Raw genomic sequence first — 17,400 nt, 5'->3', positions numbered from 1 at the left:
TACTTTTGATGATCATCAAACAGACATTGATTAGAATCCTAGGCTACTGTTTTGATTTTATATAAGTACATTGCATGACCATCGATGAAAATAGACTTTCACAGCCAAAATAAAAACACTGAGCAAAAGTGCGACCTAATTTATGCCGATTGCAGTTATCGGCTTTTACGCCTTCTCGAAGTAAATGATCAAGCGGTAGATTGGCAAAAAAATGCGGACTGAGGCACAAAGGGCTGTTGGCAAAACCAAGTCCATTCATTATCATGCGCTTAACTGTCTCACCGGGCATAATTTCTTGTTTGTCTTCTTGCGGTATGTACTGGTCTAATAAGGGAACTACTTTTAAATATTTAAGGACAACACCAGACACCCACTCAAAATAATTAATACATAATATCAGTAAATCATCGTTACTGATTTACATTGGGCAGAGTTTAACTTTGAGTATTATAGTGACGAAGAGGGTATTCAAATTAATTTAGTAAAACAGAGGTTTCACCCAATTTAAGGCACAACTAGCCTTAAATAAGTAATTTATTTAGAAGGGGCATGTTGATTAAGCCAGCAACTTTTGGCAAATTGACACCGTTGCTCGTTTTTTTAAGTGCTGATGTTCACAAAAATCCGTGAGAGCTTGCGCTCTACCCACAGCGCCATGAAAACATTGTCTAAATTGTGTAGTTAACACCAACCAGTTTTCGTGACTTATACCTAAACGGGTTAATATTTCAGGTTGGGCTTTGTCTATATAACCGTGTTTATCGGCTCTAATACAACGGCCGGTTAAATCAAGCAATTGGATATAGTCACTTAATTCAAACGGTAAACCTGTAGGCATGTTCTTTCTTGGGTTACCGATAAAGGGCAGTAGTTGTTGGGCTTGTTGCCCTTTAACTGCGGCTTTTATCCGTCGTTGAATACTGGTGTACTTGGATGTTTCTGGGGTTTTAGCTATTTTAGCTCTAATGGGATTTAAATCGACATAAGCCATACAGGCTATTAACGCGGCTTCATCAAGCAAGGCTTGAGATTTAAAACGTCCTTCCCAAAACCTGCCGGTACACTTATCTTCTCGATTGGCTTGTTTAGCGATAGTTTCATTTAAAATACGCATAAACCAACTGATATCCATCAATCTCTGACGATAAACCCTGGCTGTTTCGTCTACAACTTGTTGAAGCGTGTCAATGAGTGGCTCACCCCGTAAATATTGTTGCGTTAGCAAGGTTCCTTTAAATAGCTGATGCCAACGGCTAATCACTTCATGCATTGACCATGACTTAGCTTGCTGCTCATCAATAAACAACACCAAATGGGTGTGATTACTCATGATCGCATACGCACAAACATCAATCGCAAAAACATCACTTAATGCTTGTAATTTATCAGCGACCCAAGCACGTCTATGCTCATAACTTTGTCCGGTAAATTTATCTTCTCCACATAGATATGCTCGGCGAACACAACGAGAAACACAATGATAATAAGGTGTATCAACTAAGCTTATTTGCTGTTTTCTTGCCGTCGCCATAATAACTCTCAATATAAATTTAATTGATGGTTATTTGAGCATAGTTGATGCCACTCATTATTTCCATTTGAGTGGGTGTCTGCTATATTATTTCTTTATTTCCATTTGAGTGGGTGTCTGCTATATTATTTGAGTGGGTGTCTGCTATATTATTTCTATATTAGTTAAGTGTTATTGTGATTATTATAGCTGGATTGATACCAGTGCTCGAAATCACTAATTTTCATTGGTCTTGCAAATAAATAGCCTTGGACGAAATCGCATTTTAATTCTTTGAGTTGGTTTAACGTTTGTTGATCTTCCACACCTTCGGCTACAACTTTCATGCCTAACATATGAGCCATATACACAGTTGCATTTACTATGGCGGCGTCGTTGGCATCAGTAGACATATTAAAAACAAAACTGCGGTCAATTTTAAGAATTGAAATAGGCAAATTTCTTAATTGTACTAATGAAGAATAGCCAGTACCAAAATCATCGATAGCTATTTTTATGCCGACAGCGTGTAAATCTTCTAGAATTTTTTTTGCGGTTAATGGATCGGCAAACATACTACTTTCGGTGATTTCCAGCTCTAATAAATTAGCGGGTAACTGGTACTCTTCAAGTAAAGATAAAATGCCTTGATATAAACCTTCTTCCACAAGATTTTTTGGTGATAAATTAATGGCAACTGGAATTTTTCTGCCATTTTTATACCAATCTGCCGCTTGTTTTATTCCTGCGCGTAATACCCATTGAGTAAGTTGTGATATTAAGCCGCCACGTTCTGCTGAAGCAATAAAATCGTTGGGAGGAATTACCCCTCTTTCTGGGTGTAGCCATCGTACTAATAGCTCAACACCAATTAATTCATTAGTTTGTAGATCGATTTTTGGCTGAAAAGTAGCGAAGAGTTGCTCTTTTTCAATGGCAAATTTAAGTTCAGATATTAAGGTTAGTCGAAGCAGTGCATCTTGAGAAAAATGAGTTTGATATATTTGGCTGCTGATACCCGCGCGCTTGGCGACATACATCGCGATATCGGCTTTTTGCAGTAATTCTTCGTAACTTGAACCATGCTCAGGAAAAGAGGCTAAACCTATACTGGCACCTAAGATAACTGAATGACCCTCACATTCAAAAGGGCGACTAAGTTCTGCCGCCATCTTTTCTATTACGATCATGGCGGTAGCTATATTAGTCTCAGGAAGAAAAATGGCAAATTCATCTCCGCCTAACCGCGCAACGGTATCGGTTGATCTTAACGAATTGACTAAGCCAATAGCGGTTTTCTTTAATACACTATCGCCAATTAAGTGGCCAAAAGAGTCATTGATTTCTTTAAATCGGTTGAGATCTATTATAACTAAGACACAGGGATGCTCTGTTTGAATGTCACTATTCACCGTTTGGGTAACTCGGTCTTGTAGTAACACCCGATTTGGTAAACCTGTTAAACTATCATGTAAGGCTAAATGCTCCATTGAGTCTGATTGCGCCACTAATTCCTCACGCATAAATTCGATAGTATTCGCTAATGACTCTATTTCAATCACATTAGTTTTTACCTCAACCTTAGTATGGTAATGACCGTGGGCGATGGTTCGTGTCAGTTTTTGTAACGTTTGGATCGGCCTAGTCATTCGCTGACCAAAATAGCTGGTAAATATAAAGGCGATTAAGGCATAAATGACAGAAAACAGAAAACATCTTTGATAGGCTAAATCAATTTGTTCTTGGGTATCGGTTTCATCATAGCCGATTTGAATTTTACCTAGATATTGATGATCAAAGTCCTGTAGTTCAGCTTCAATATGATAGATATTATCGGCGCTGCCACCAAAGATAAAGTCTTCAATAAATTTACCACCTTTGCCAAATGCCCCAATTTCTTCAACAACCTTATTGTTTTTATCTATTACTCTTAAAAATACCGTACGACCTGTTAATACCGCTTCTTCAAGTGCTTGGGTATTAATGTTATAGATGAGTGGGGAACTACCACTCATATTAGCGGCAAAATTAAAAGCATCCGCCCGAACATAATCAACGAATTGTGATTTATAGCCTTTTTCAACAACTGCACCTAAGCCAAAATACAGAATATTTAAAAAAAACAAATGCATAATAATCACAATCATGATCATTCTTGCGGTTAAGTTAGAAAAAACATTGGATTTTGTCATTTAATTATCTTCTTTCCAAAGTCTTTGAATCACTTTTAACTTGCTATCGAGCACAACATCATCAAGCCACATAACAGATACGTTAAATTTATTGTTAATTAATTTTTTTCTCAGTGCGGATAATGACTCTACGGCTAATACTGTGTGGGTGCCGGTGCGAAAGGTTTTAGACATCAAGCGTCGCTCATAGTTTCTAGCAGATAAATGGATAACTTTTTGCAGAAATATTTGATAACTCTCTTTATCACTTTTATTTCTAATGGCAATCAGTGGGGTATTTGCTCTTTGTACTGGATAGCCTAGGAATATTTTTCGTACTTCAAATGATGACAAGGGTTTATAGTTAGCGGTATGAGCGCTCACTAAAACCAGCTCTTTACTAAATACGGGCATAGACGGTAATACACCCAATAATAGCGTAGTTATTAGTGTGGTTGATAATCGTTGTGACAATATCATCACCAAACTGCACTCCAGTTCATTAACCATAACTCAGTATTGTTATCAGTAAAATCACGTTTCGAGTACTCTAATTTAAGGGCATTATTACCAGAGAGATCTAATCGAATGCCCAAGGTATTTGCCTTAACAGGATAACCATCTAATAAAGCTAAATAAGGGTCATTAGTCTCAGAAAAAGTTCTATCTAATCTGATATAAGGCGTCCATTTTTCATCCAAGGCATATTCTATTTGAAGATAAGCGGCAGAAAAATTATTTGTTTGCACTGTCGTTGCCGTTGGCACTTTTGACGAAAAATAATAGGCTTCAGTTATTAGGTGCAATGCGTCTTGTTGATAATTAATAAATACACCGAAAATATCCAAAGTGATTGTTTCATTGCCATGGCTGGTCGCTTTATCGTGCATTGTTTCGGACATTTGCTCTGAACTAGGTTTGAGAACAATTTTTTCATGATTGATAAAACTGCCTATTTGAGTTTCAGCTAAAGCGTCTGGTAGGTAAGCAAGTCTAAATGCATAGCCTAAGTCATGTTCATCGGGATCTGGATTAAAAATATCAAAATCATGTAAAGATGATACAGAATTACCCCCATGATGCCCCCCGCCAGCAGGGTCAAGTAGCGAAGTAAAACCAATCGATACCGTATAATGCCAAGCAGAAGTATATTGCTCTAGTTCACCTTCAAATAAAATACCAGTGGAATGGCTAGCTACAATACCTCCAGCGGCACCTAACTCAACAATTGACGGTCGACTTATTGAGGTTTGTAAAAATGTGCCGTGATGATATTGAGTATGCCAATAGCCATAGGGATTATGATGACGACCAAACCATATCCGAGCGCTTTCAGTAATATTAAAGCCTATTTGTAATCGTTCAATATGTTGTAAATCTTCTGATAGATAACCCTCGGTGAGAATATTAATAAAGCCAATATTACCCGCAGCAAAGAGGTCAAAAGAAGGTGTGATGTTGTCTCTTGAAAAAGAGTTGTCATTAGTATAGTCGAGCCTAATCTCAGGAAAGATTAGAAAATCAACTTCAGCGTTAGCCTTTACAGGAATCACTAAAATTGAAAGGACAAATAATGCTTTTACTAAAAAATTGGTGGGGAATGACAGCAATATAAAACATCCTATTTGAACTAATTTGTTGATGTATAAAAATGATGCTAAGTGGTAAAAAATATTTTAGCAAATATTGTAACTTTTAATATAACAGTATTGTAATAGTATTGTTGAGAGCATGAGTTTATCTTAGCTAAATACTATTAATCAAACTCGGTACTCACTCCTACTACGGAGCGAGCAGTTAACTGAATTAAGCTTTCACATCCATTCTTCCTGAAAATGTGCTACCCCATAAAAGTGATAGGCTGAAATCGCCAATGTTTCTTTTATTTGCCGCTTAACGCGGCGTTGAGGCTGTAGAGTTTCTCCATAAAGGAACATTTCCATGTTCTTTTTATTATTTTTAATTGTTTGTTATTTAACCTTGTTTCGTGATCTTGCCTGTGATCTAATAGATATTATTCATCCACCGTAAAACCTTATGGTGAACTACAAACCCGATTTATCTTGTCAAAGTAAGTTCATTCCCATTGATTTATCCGCTCAAATTATTCTACAGGCTCGTTATATTTTAAGTCACTTACGGAGTTTAAGAATGGCCATTGTACGAAAAACGGATAAACTAGCCATGGTAAATTGTGTTTTAAAATAAGTTAACCTATTGAAATTTTTATAAAAATATTGATTATTATCTCAACTCTTTAATTCGTTGCTTACGGGGGAGGTACATCAGGCTCAGGTTATAACTATCAAGTTGATTCCCGCGGTTTTCACATTGTGAGCCTTTTAGACATCAATCCTCAGATGTTGAGCTGTTGATAGGTTTTGTGCTCTGGCTGATATCTAAAAACCTTAACATGGCAGACATTAGTTTTTACAGCTATTGGATAGGTTGGATTATATTTTGTATCGATAACAACGGAGCTATCTGTGTAAATACTATTGAACTTGTGATTTTACGAACTCTTGTAGAGACTTTTTTCCGTGGTCTGGCAAATAGAAATTGACATATCCCCATATTCTTAGCCAATCTTTATCACTATATAAGGTATCCGCATGCTTATTGGCTTCTCTCATAAATTCTTCGTGTTTTTGGCTCCGCCCACAGATCAAACGCATTTCAGTAAAAACCTTCTGTTCTTTTTTAAGGGGGATAAAAGCAATTTCTTTTCGTTTTTTCAAAGGAATAAATATTGCGGTATCGGGACTTATAATCAGATAGTCAACCCTTTTTTTTCCCAACATATGAAAGAGTTGTTCAATAGAATAATCAGAGATCAATACATGTTCCTGCTCTGAAGACAGTAACTGAATAAGCCAATTATATAGTGGAAGGTCAAATCTATTACTTTTTATCATAGCTCCAAAAATATCCTTATCCTTCAATATTTTCTCTGCATTGTAGGGATACTTGTAACCATTTTTGATTAATGATTGTTTGTATATCAAAATATGAGGTGTTCTCATTCTCAGAGTGAGATGTTTAGAATATAAAATATTTTTATCTGTAGGCCAAAGTACTGCAAAAAAATGACACAAGTCCTCTCCATCCTTGATTAGTTTCCAGCCATCGCTATAACTAAGATATTGAAATTTCACTCTATAGTCACTCATCCCACCAAAAAAATTGGAAATAGTCTTATACGTGACTCCGTCTTCCTTATAAGAATTGACTAGTTGTGGTGCAAGTATATTTATTTCCACCTCTTTCGACGTTTGGGCGAAAGCGAGCGAACATAAATTAATTAAGAAGATAATTGATACTAGTGCTTTTACGAATGCATTGTACATATACAAAGTCAGTAATTTTGCTCTATAACTTATATTAGTACAGAAATGTATATGGTGAATTATGAGATCTCTACTTTGCATGCTTATTTTTTGTTTAACTGAATTATACGCACAAGAATTATCTATAGAAGCTATAGAAGTTATAGAAGTGAAAGCTCATCGAAAATTAATTTCTACACAAAAAATGGCAACATCAATTGATGTTATTACTTATGATGATATTGCTCGATCACTGCTATCACAAACCAGCGATTTGCAGTTTCTATCACCAGGATTATCTAACGGTGATTTTAACTTAGGACAGCCTCAATATTACATTCGAGGCATAGGTTCAAATGCCGACAACGCGTCAGCCGACTCTTCGATCAGCTATTACTATAATGGGTTATATATTGGTAGGCCCGCAGGTCAGAACGTGCCATTGTTTGATTTACAACACGTTGAAATATTAAAAGGTCCACAAGGTACCTATTTGGGGAAAAGTGCTTTAGCTGGCTCCATCTTATTATATTCCTCTCCAGCTGAATTCGAAGATACAGGGTATTTATCTCTAGGGTTGTTATCGAGAAACGGTTTTGATCTAAAAGGAATGATTAATATCGAATCCGGTGACTTTGCCAATAGAGTCGCTCTTTATCACATACAACAAGATGGTTATGTGACTAATTACCTTAACAATGATACTTTTTCTAGTAAGAAATCCTTAGCTATTCGCTGGAGTACGGTGTATTCGACAATCAATAACAATGAACATCGCATCATTGCAACATATAACCATGACTCTCCAACAAATAACGGTGTTAGGACAATAGGGGGAATAATTGGAAATTCGAACAATACACTTTATCCCAAATTAAATAATAACCCTTGGCATAGCTTCGAAATAGATCGTGAACCCATTCAGAGAACCATTAAAAACATCACTTATCAATATTCGGGTGATATCGCGAATTATGGGGGGGATTTAGTCATTGGTGGTAATTGTTTTGACTTTAGCCATCTAGATAATCCTTTACCTGGCGTAGTGTCGGACAATTATATTAATGTACTCAATGATGTTATGGAAAGCTCTTGCCAAATTGGTACGAACTTATCTCTTTATTCAAAGGAAACAGATTGGGTTCTAGGTGTTTATATAGATTCAGAAAACACTGAGCGGCAAGAAACAGGAATATTTGAATTTAGTGGGTTTATTATTGATGGTGGTACATTTCAAAAGAACAACAGCTTTCACTATTCTTTTTTTGCAGCAAATGAATACAAATTACACCTTATAAATATAAATTATGGTGCAAGGATTGGTAAAGATAAGAAGTCTGTAATGATAAGAACAACATCTATTGACGGTCAGTTTATCAAGAAAGCATACAAAATGAAGGAAGAATATAGGAAATATTTCTTCACACCGCATATACACCTTAGTTATTTTACTGAAAATAAAAACTTAGTATATCTCAGTCTTAGTACTGGTTACAAAGCAGGAGGGTTCTCACCAGGAAGTACGCTACAAGAGACTCAAAAACCATTTGATAATGAAAAAGGTACAAGTGCTGAATTGGGATACAAATGGAAAAATCATACTCAAAACATCCAATTTAATTCAGCTGTTTTTTATTCAAAGTTTGACGATTTACAAATATTAGTGCAAAAGGTTTCACCGGGACAACAATTATCAATAACTCGAGTAGAAAATGCAGCAAAATCCCATTCATATGGCATCGAATCAACACTTAAAATGTATTACCAAAACTTTAGTATAACAGCCAGCTTTGCATACTTGAGAGCGGTATACGATGAATATGCTAACCGAACCGACATAATAAACAATACATTAAGAAATGCTCCTAAATACTCTATGAGCTTTCAACTAAATTACTTTCCTCCCAGTTATGCTGGGTGGGAATGGCTAGCTTCATTTGCATCGACTTATCAGTCTAAAAGGTATCAGGACGCTGAAAATTATGAACCTGCATCTATTCCAAGTTATGGTTTAGCAAATACTACGTTAGTTGGGAGTAAAACTAATTATCAAATAAAGGTAGGTATAAAGAACTTGTTTAATAAGAAATATTTGGCTCATTCATTTGCCTCTCCTACTGGAGTAGGAACTTTAGGAGTCTTTCCAAGTATTGCAGAACCTAGATCATTTTTTGTTGAATACCAATACAGTTGGTAATCTACAACGTGTGTGTACTTTCGGATAGCGGTGTTTTTCAAGGTAGTTGTCGCCTAAATTGTTAAGCAGCTTCTTTGTATTGATCTGGATTTAACTCCACAGCGCCTATTGGCTGCCAGTTTTTTTCACTTTTTGACCATCGTTCAGGATGCTCATTTCTTTTTGTCTGATATAACTCTTTCCGCTTCACCAGTATCCCAACATCAAGACCATCGTGTCTCTGGCATGGCGTCACAAACTTGATCCTGCTATGGCGATGCTCATTGTTATACCAAGACACAAATTCTTTTACGCGTTTCATCTAAGGATTTAAAACCCTCCGAAGGCCAACGTGGATGGTACTTCACCGTTCTGAATAGTGACTCTGAGTACGGGTTATCATTACTCACCCTGGGGCGACTGCGTGAGGTAACAACACCTAAATCAACCATTTTAGCTCGCATGGTTAAGCTTTTCATCGGCGCTCCATTATCAGAGTGCAATACTAAGTCTTTCTTCAAGCATTTCTCTGTCCATACACTACGCTCTAATAGCGCTGCCGCTTGCTCACCTGTTTCGTTATAGTGAACTTCCCAGCCCACTATTTTACGGCTATAAATATCTTCAATCATATACAGGTAATAGTGTTTTCCTATCACTGTTGTAGGCATGTAGCTGATATCCCAACGCCACACCTCATTCGCTTTTTAGCCGTGTAGCTCGTCGGTTTTTTATGGGGATTTCTTGGCTTAGCTTTCACTCTATGATGCAGGCACATGATCTGAACACGTTAATTATGGTGGTATTAAGACTGAAAGGACTATAAAGCGCACAAAGTGATCGTTAATATTGGTAAAATCTAATAGAAATAATGTCACTTAATTCCCCTAGTCTGGACAACTTCTAACTAAATCTCCACTTCATCTCTTAAAAGTCGATTAATATAAAGCAGTACATTGACCAAAATCGTTGACTGCCCTCCCCCCTATTATTGAGATAATTTCACGACTTATGTCTAGCCACAGAAGTTAAAAGAGAAAATCCTAAATATCTGCTAACAAAAAGGCGCGACCTCTAATCAAGGTAGCGCCTTTTTACATTACATAGTACGGCTAACATTGAAAAATACTAGCTAAATATATACATGGTTAAATAAACTAGTCAGCTAACTTTTCTACCACGCGATGTGCGGCAACTAAATCACTTATCGCTGTGCCCACCGACTTAAACAGCGTGATTTCATCTTCTGACTGTCGTAATATTTTCGGATCTTTACACATATCAGCCAACTCGCCAACAATGTCTTCTTTATTAAAAGCACCTTCCGCTATAGGCATCAGTAATTCACCGGCTTCATTTAAGGTATTGGTTAAGCTATCAACAAAGACTCTCGCGCGCGTTACTGTTGCTGTATCGCACTCACGAGCATCTTTCATGTGATTACCCAAACAATCGATATGTGTGCCTGCACTAACTAGCTTGCCATCAAATAGTGGTTTTTTAGCACCTGTGGCGCAGCAAATGATATCAGCACTCGCTACTTCCATATCAACATCAACACTGGCGGTAAAAGTAACGCCAGGATAAAGCGCGCTAAATTCGCCAATCAAGTCAGCTACTTTCGTGCTATTACGTCCCCAAAGAGTTACTTGCTTAATATCTCGCACAGTCAAATGCGCTTTTACTAAGTAAGTCGCTAAGTTTCCGGTACCAAATAACATCAGATGTTGACTATTTTCTCGAGAAAGTAACTGGCTGGCTAAGGCAGAAATTGCCGCGGTTCGCCAATAAGTAACACTGGTGCCATCGACTAACGCCAGCGGCTCACCGGTTTGGCGTTTAAACAACATAATTTTAGAAAATAAACCGGGTAAGTCATGCTTGACGGCATTGTCAGGAAAATAGGTAAAGGTCTTATTACCTATCACTTTTTCATTCCATGAAGGCAATAAGGCAAAAGCATCATGGTTATCACTTTGCTCTGGTGCAAGTGCATGAACCTGACGTTGTGGCATGCTAAATGGACGACTAAAACTATGTTTTAGTAAGGGAATTAACTCGTTAAAGTTTAGATTTTGGTGAACTTGTTCGGCGCTAATAATTTTCATGGTGATCTCGTTTTCGGATTAATGCTTTAAATACTGTATTGGCTTGTGTTTAGCGGCAGTCATTGAACTACCGTTAAGGTAAATATTTAGGAGTAGCTTAAAACTACCCTCTTAGCCTACAAATTGGCTATAGCTCAATCAGGCCTCTAGGTGACTTGGTGAGGATTTTTAAACCATCGTCAGTTAATACCACATCATCTTCAATACGCACACCACCCCAACCAGGAATATAAATACCTGGCTCTATGGTAATAACACAACCCTTTTCAATGGCAATATGACAATCAGGGCCGATAAAAGGTTGCTCATGTAAAACTAAACCTACGCCATGGCCTAATCCCTCACCGACGTATTCTTTATATTCACTGTTAAGTAATATATTGGCCGATTGCTGATAGAGATGACTGCCTAAGACACCTTCAACTACTTCATCAATTGCCGCTTGTTGTGCTGACTGTACTAGTTGATAGACATGTTTTTGTTCTGCGCTCGCCTGACCAAAAATAAAAGTACGCGTCATATCAGAGCGATAGCCGTTCACCACAGCACCAAAATCAATTAATATAATATCACCAAGTTTTAATTGTCTATCTCCTGGTACACCATGGGGCAAAGCACTGCGCTCACCAAATAATAAAATGGTGGCAAAAGACACTTGCTCTGAGCCAAGTAACGCCATTTGATGATCAAGTTCAATGGCCAATTCACGCTCGGTAACGCCAACTTTAACCGAGTTAAGCATGGTTGCTAGTGCCGTATCGGCTATTTTAGCCGCTTGCTGCATTAACGCTATTTCACTGTTCGATTTGATAAATCGTAGTTCTTCAACCGCGCCACTTACGGGCGATATTTGGCCTAGTTGAGTTAATTGATTGACCTGCTGATGAATTTGTTGCCATTGCATCACACTAATATGGTCACTTTCAAATGAGAGGCTCTGACAATCATCTTGGAAGAGCAGATCTTCAATTAATGACGCTAAGCTTTGATTGGCTCTATCGCGGCAAATGACCTTAAAGTCGCTTGCTTCTACTTTAGCTTGCTCAAAATAACGGTAGTCAGTCAGTAAATAGTTACCTTTACTGGTTAATAAAATGGTTGCCGCATGGCCGGTAAAGGTAGAAAGGTAGCTGATATTAATATCACTAAAGATCAGCATGGCACTGTAAGGTTTGTTCAGTACTTTATCTCGTAATTTACCTAGTGATGTAGTTAAGTTCATAATAATCCTCAAAATTTAGACTGTACTTTTTATTTACTCTATTTTTAAACTATCGCTTATCTTAATAAAAAACCATATTTCAATGGATCTTGTGCATTAATAAGCCACTGCGCTTTACCACAAATATAGGCGTCACCGGTTACCTCAGGAATCACCGCAGTAAAACCAGCAAAGGTGAGCGTCTCAATAACACGGACACTAAATGAGCTGGCTAAAATACTTTCAATGGTTATGGCTTCATTTACCGCGACTTGCTGATTAGCATGATGTAAGGCGATGCGACCACTAACACCGCTACCTGTAGGGCTTCGGTCTAATTCACCATCAGCAAAGATACAAACATTGCGTGAATGCACCCCAGCATTCGGTGAGTCATCAATAAAAATAACGCCATATAAAAAGCTCAGCTCAGCGGTTGTTGGATGATTAATGGCTAACTCTGGCGCTGACGATTCAATAATGGCTTGTTTAATTCTCTGGCCATAATCAATGAGCTTTTCTTGCTGCTCAGGGACAAGCGATAAACCTAGGGGGGATGCCTGTACATAAGCATAAAAAGCGCCACCGTAGGCAATATCAAACTGAACATTGCCTATGCCTTCAACTTGAATTTGTTGATCTTTGGCATAAACAAATGAAGGTACACATTGAAAACTTACTTTTGTCACTACGTCATTTTCACTGTAGGCTAACGCATGGATTTGACCACAAGGTACATCGATAACTACCTTAGTAACATCACCTGTTCTGGCAACCACTCCTGACTCTACCGCGGTTTTTGCTAAGGCTATAACCGCATGGCCACACATGGTGCTATAACCTTCGTTATGAATGAAAATCGCACCAAAATGGCTATCTTCTCGCTCGGCATCCGTGATAATGGCGCCATACATATCAGCATGACCACGAGGTTCAAACATTAAAGCTCGGCGCAATTCATCATAGTTTTTTTTGCAATAGTCTCTTTTTGCCAAGATAGTATCACCCTTAAGCGCAGGAAAGCCGCTAGTGATAATACGTAATGGCTCTCCGCCAGTATGACACTCAAGGGTATTAATGGTTAAAAAACTTTCTTGCTCGCTTTTAGGTTGCCACTGCTCAAATTTTTCAGCTGCTTGCGCGATGTTCTTTGTCATCGTAATTCTCTTTCATTCACTAATTGCCTACCCTACTTTTATTAGGCAATGATGATTTTTAGCAATCAACATCGCCTTATAGCAAATTCCTTAAGCTACTGTTGCTGATGGCTCTGCTGACGGCTCTTTTTGTGCTAACTGTTGCTGCTTGATATCGCTAACAAAGTGCTTATTAAAGAGATAAAAAGCCAAGCAGGTAACAAAACCTAAGCAGGCAATTATGGCCCACATCAGTTCCGGTTTATTTAATTCTACGGCGAAGTAGCTATATAACCAACCAGAGAGCAAACCAGCAAATAAGCTACCTAAAGCCATAGAAACAAAGTAATAGCCCATAAACATGGCCGCTTTGTCTTTAGGGGCAAAAGAGGCAACATACTCTTGGCTCTTAGGTGTCGCTGTCATTTCGCCAACGGCAAAAACAATAACAGAACAGCTTACCAACAAACCACCAAAGATAATGCCATGGGCAAAACCTTGCATTAACATAGACAAGGATAAAATAGCAGTACCAACAATAAGGGCTGGTAGCGGGCTAAATTTATCAATAAAACGACTGATTAAAATTTGAAAAATAATAATCATCAGAAAATCTAAACTTAAGATAGTCGCAGGATTAACTTGACGATATTTGTCTGACCATTGCTCAGCAACTGTTTGACTCAACCCCTGAGCACTTGTGATGTCGTTGGCATTGATTGACAACGCAATTTGTCCAAAGCTATTAAGAATTTCTTGCTCAGGAATACGAACATCTAGCGCAGCCATTGTGCTAGTGATCTCTTTTAGCGCAGCTTGAGCTTGCAAGGCATCAATATCATTAAACTTGCCAGCCAAACGCATAATTTCACTACTTAAGGTATCAATATTCACTGAAGTTAAAACATCATGTACCCAAGGGCTAACGGTATGCAGTAATGAAACCAAATCTGAAGTATCAACAAAGTCACGAATATAAACAGGTAAGGTTATAAAGATTTGAAAATATACTGTCCAAAATCCCGACAGTATTAATAAGTACGCCATAAACGGTTTATTGCCTATACTCATTTTTTGTAAATACCATGCGAGTGCACCTTGCTGGCTTGGTTTAGTGACCAACTTAGCCACCGCAACATCCCAAATAATGGCACCAACAATTAATAATACCGTGGCAATTAAGGTAAATACGGCGTCTATATAACCTGCATAGAAGGCCACGAGTATGATCAATAAGGGCACTACTAATAAGGCGAGACGCATATTGCCAAGTACCAGCTGCATTTCATGAAAAACTTGCTTTAAGGGTTTATTTTTACCATGACGCTCAGGCTCTTTATAGAAAAATAATGCCGGGATAAAGTTCACTGATATCCAAATACAGGCAAAAACAAACACCGCTTGCCAACCATAATTCTTTTGAATAATGGGCGCCAATAGCGGACCTAAAAAGCCACCAACATTGACCATCATATAGAAAATACCAAAACCCAAACCTCGGTTAGTATCATCGGTGGTGCGGCTAATAGTTGCAGTTACTACAGGTTTGAAAATACCTGCACCTAGTGCTATCAGCATAAATATGCTCATAAAACTGGCCAAATCTTTGGCGTAACCTAAAAAGTAATAACCCGGTGCCATCAGGGTGAATGACAGTAAAAACATTTTCCGATAACCAAATCGGTCGGCTAATGCACCAGAAACCACAGGAAAAAGGTAAAGAAAGAAAGGCACCACACCCATAATCAAGCCACGCTCAGTATTACCTAAACCTAAGCCACCTTGAGTGGTGGGGGTCATGATATAACTGGCGAGCAAAGTATACATACCATACCAAGCAAGTCGCTCGAATATTTCCATGGTATTGGCAACGTAAAAAGCTTGCTGAAAAGGACTTCGTTGGGTCTGGCTCACTATCTTATCCACCATTTTGATTATTGAAGATTTTTATTATTAATTATTGCTCGTTAATAACATTAATTCTGGTGATTTTCGTAACGCTGCACATTGCATAAATCAACAGAATTAATGTTGAAAGTAATATTGAAAGAATAAAGTTAAAGCTAAAAAAAAGACCAAGCACACTAAGTGTACTTGGTCTTAAAACTAATCTTTCAACAAGGTCGGTAACAACTCTGCTGGCATATTTTGATAACAGATAGGACGTCTAAAGCGGCTAATGGCTTCACTGCCCACTGATGTTGTTCTGATATTGGTTGATGCTGGGAATGGTCCACCGTGGTTCATTGAGGCACATACTTCAACACCAGTAGGCATTTGATTGTAAATCAAGCGGCCCACTTTATGGGCAAGGCTAAGACTTAGCTCTTTCGAGGTAGCTAAATCACTGTCTAAGCCATGAATACTTGCGGTTAAGTTACCTTTAAGAAGGCTAACCAACTGCATCATTTCAGCCATGTCTGCACAACGGACAACTAAGGCGCTAAAACCAAATACTTCTTCTTGTAGTAATGGTGTTTTAGCAAAGGTAGCTAGGTCTGTAGCAAATAAAGACGCTGAACATTCTTGCTCATTGCCAGCTTGACCTGTTGATAATAAGCTAACACCGCTAAGTATTTTGCGTTCTGCTACAGCAGAATTGTAGCTAGCACACATTGCTGGCGTTAACATAACACCCGCTGCTTGCTGCGCTAACGCTTCGCTAGCTGAAGTGATAAAGGTTTGGTAACTTTTACTGTCTTCACTGCCCACTACAACCCAAACGCCAGGGCTGGTACAAAACTGGCCTTGGCCCATCATTAATGAAGCAACTAAGCCTTGTGCTATTTCAGCGCCGTCTTGGGCAACTTTATTCGGCATAATAAATTGTGGATTAATGCTACCTAGCTCACCATAAAAAGGAATAGGCTCAGGGCGTTGATGAATTTGCGCTTGTAAAATCATACCAACACGTTCAGAGCCAGTAAAACCAACGGCTTTAACTAATGGATGAGTAACAATTTGCGTACTGATGGCATAGTTTTTACCTTGGATAAGGGAAAAAACACCGCGATCTAAGTCACAGCTTTCAATCGCTTTGAGTATTGCTCTGGCAACTAATTCAGCAGTGGCAGGATGTGCCGCGTGTGCTTTCATTACCACAGGACAACCTGCAGCTAACGCAGAGGCGGTATCACCACCGGCTGTAGAAAAGGCAAGCGGGAAATTACTTGCCGCAAAAACACCAACAACACCTAAAGGTAAATAACCTAAACGAGTATCAGGTTTTGGTAACGGCTGACGATCGTTGTTAGCCTGTTCAATAACGCCTTGATACTCTCCGGCTTCCAATAGATCAGCAAAAAGTCCAAGTTGACCAATAGTTCTGCCGCGTTCGCCTTGAATGCGCATTGCCGGAAGACCTGTTTCAGCACAAGCGGTTTCAACTAGCTCGTCACCTAAGGCAAGAATCTCCGCACCAATAGCACGTAAGAAAGTAGCGCGTTTTGTTGCACTTAACTGGCTATAAGAAGTGAAAGCTTCATTTGCACGGTTGATGGCAGTATTTACTTCAAGCTCAGTCGCATCAGCAAATTCAATATCAATTGCCTTATGTGTTTGGGCATTAAAAGCTTTAAAGCCACCTTCAGTCTTACCTGACCATTCGCCAGCAATTAAATTTTGTCCTGTTATTGTCATCTTCTTACTCACTTATGTTGCTTGGTGCCCTTATCAAATAAGCACACTGGGTATAATTTGGGTTTAACGAAAGGACTCGTTATCCCTTCATCTGAAATTTTTACTACTCGTTATGAATGAGTTATTCATTTTA

12 protein-coding genes and 1 pseudogene are annotated in these 17,400 nt (G+C 38.4%); 1 reads left to right on the top strand and 12 read right to left on the bottom strand.

What is annotated here, in order from left to right; all coding sequences use genetic code 11:
• Positions 1-43: 43 nt before the first annotated feature.
• The 6 genes from ASU03_RS05450 to ASU03_RS05425 form a co-directional block, all read right to left on the bottom strand.
• Positions 44-388, bottom strand: a complete 345-nt coding sequence (locus tag ASU03_RS05450; protein WP_269432994.1) for a DUF4277 domain-containing protein — start codon at positions 386-388, stop codon at positions 44-46.
• Between the two features lie 168 nt (positions 389-556).
• Positions 557-1,531: a transposase gene (locus ASU03_RS05445; protein ID WP_057830832.1), complete on the bottom strand. Its 975-nt coding sequence runs from the start codon at positions 1,529-1,531 to the stop codon at positions 557-559.
• A 164-nt stretch (positions 1,532-1,695) separates the two neighbouring features.
• Positions 1,696-3,702, bottom strand: a complete 2,007-nt coding sequence (locus ASU03_RS05440) for a putative bifunctional diguanylate cyclase/phosphodiesterase (RefSeq protein WP_057830831.1) — start codon at positions 3,700-3,702, stop codon at positions 1,696-1,698.
• Positions 3,703-4,155 (bottom strand): hypothetical protein, encoded by a 453-nt coding sequence (locus ASU03_RS05435; RefSeq protein WP_157465818.1) that lies wholly within the window; start codon positions 4,153-4,155, stop codon positions 3,703-3,705.
• A gap of 5 nt (positions 4,156-4,160) precedes the next feature.
• The gene (locus tag ASU03_RS05430; RefSeq protein WP_057830829.1) at positions 4,161-5,291 is read right to left on the bottom strand and encodes a hypothetical protein; all 1,131 of its coding nucleotides are present in this window, start codon (positions 5,289-5,291) and stop codon (positions 4,161-4,163) included.
• Between the two features lie 885 nt (positions 5,292-6,176).
• Positions 6,177-6,941, bottom strand: coding sequence for a hypothetical protein (locus ASU03_RS05425; protein ID WP_157465817.1), 765 nt, complete (start codon positions 6,939-6,941; stop codon positions 6,177-6,179).
• 148 nt (positions 6,942-7,089) lie between these two features.
• On the opposite strand from ASU03_RS05425, the gene ASU03_RS05420 reads away from it, so the two are divergent.
• Positions 7,090-9,204, top strand: coding sequence for a TonB-dependent receptor (locus tag ASU03_RS05420; protein ID WP_082627154.1), 2,115 nt, complete (start codon positions 7,090-7,092; stop codon positions 9,202-9,204).
• A gap of 61 nt (positions 9,205-9,265) precedes the next feature.
• On the opposite strand, the pseudogene ASU03_RS19745 reads toward ASU03_RS05420, so the two are convergent.
• The 6 genes and pseudogenes from ASU03_RS19745 to ASU03_RS05390 form a co-directional block, all read right to left on the bottom strand.
• Positions 9,266-9,952 (bottom strand): annotated as a pseudogene (locus tag ASU03_RS19745) (transposase); the annotation flags it as partial.
• Between the two features lie 388 nt (positions 9,953-10,340).
• Positions 10,341-11,291: an ornithine cyclodeaminase family protein gene (locus ASU03_RS05410; RefSeq protein ID WP_057830825.1), complete on the bottom strand. Its 951-nt coding sequence runs from the start codon at positions 11,289-11,291 to the stop codon at positions 10,341-10,343.
• Between the two features lie 127 nt (positions 11,292-11,418).
• Positions 11,419-12,513, bottom strand: coding sequence for a M24 family metallopeptidase (locus tag ASU03_RS05405; protein ID WP_057830824.1), 1,095 nt, complete (start codon positions 12,511-12,513; stop codon positions 11,419-11,421).
• Positions 12,514-12,569: 56 nt separating this feature from the next.
• Positions 12,570-13,649, bottom strand: a complete 1,080-nt coding sequence (locus ASU03_RS05400; RefSeq protein ID WP_057830823.1) for a proline racemase family protein — start codon at positions 13,647-13,649, stop codon at positions 12,570-12,572.
• A 90-nt stretch (positions 13,650-13,739) separates the two neighbouring features.
• Positions 13,740-15,542, bottom strand: a complete 1,803-nt coding sequence (locus ASU03_RS05395; RefSeq protein ID WP_057830822.1) for an MFS transporter — start codon at positions 15,540-15,542, stop codon at positions 13,740-13,742.
• 192 nt (positions 15,543-15,734) lie between these two features.
• Positions 15,735-17,267, bottom strand: a complete 1,533-nt coding sequence (locus ASU03_RS05390) for an aldehyde dehydrogenase (NADP(+)) (protein ID WP_057830821.1) — start codon at positions 17,265-17,267, stop codon at positions 15,735-15,737.
• Positions 17,268-17,400: the final 133 nt, after the last annotated feature.

Source organism: Colwellia sp. TT2012 (assembly GCF_001440345.1).
Classification (GTDB): domain Bacteria; phylum Pseudomonadota; class Gammaproteobacteria; order Enterobacterales; family Alteromonadaceae; genus Colwellia.
Note: the sequence above shows the minus strand (reverse complement) of the source record. Positions and strands in the feature narration are given on the sequence as shown.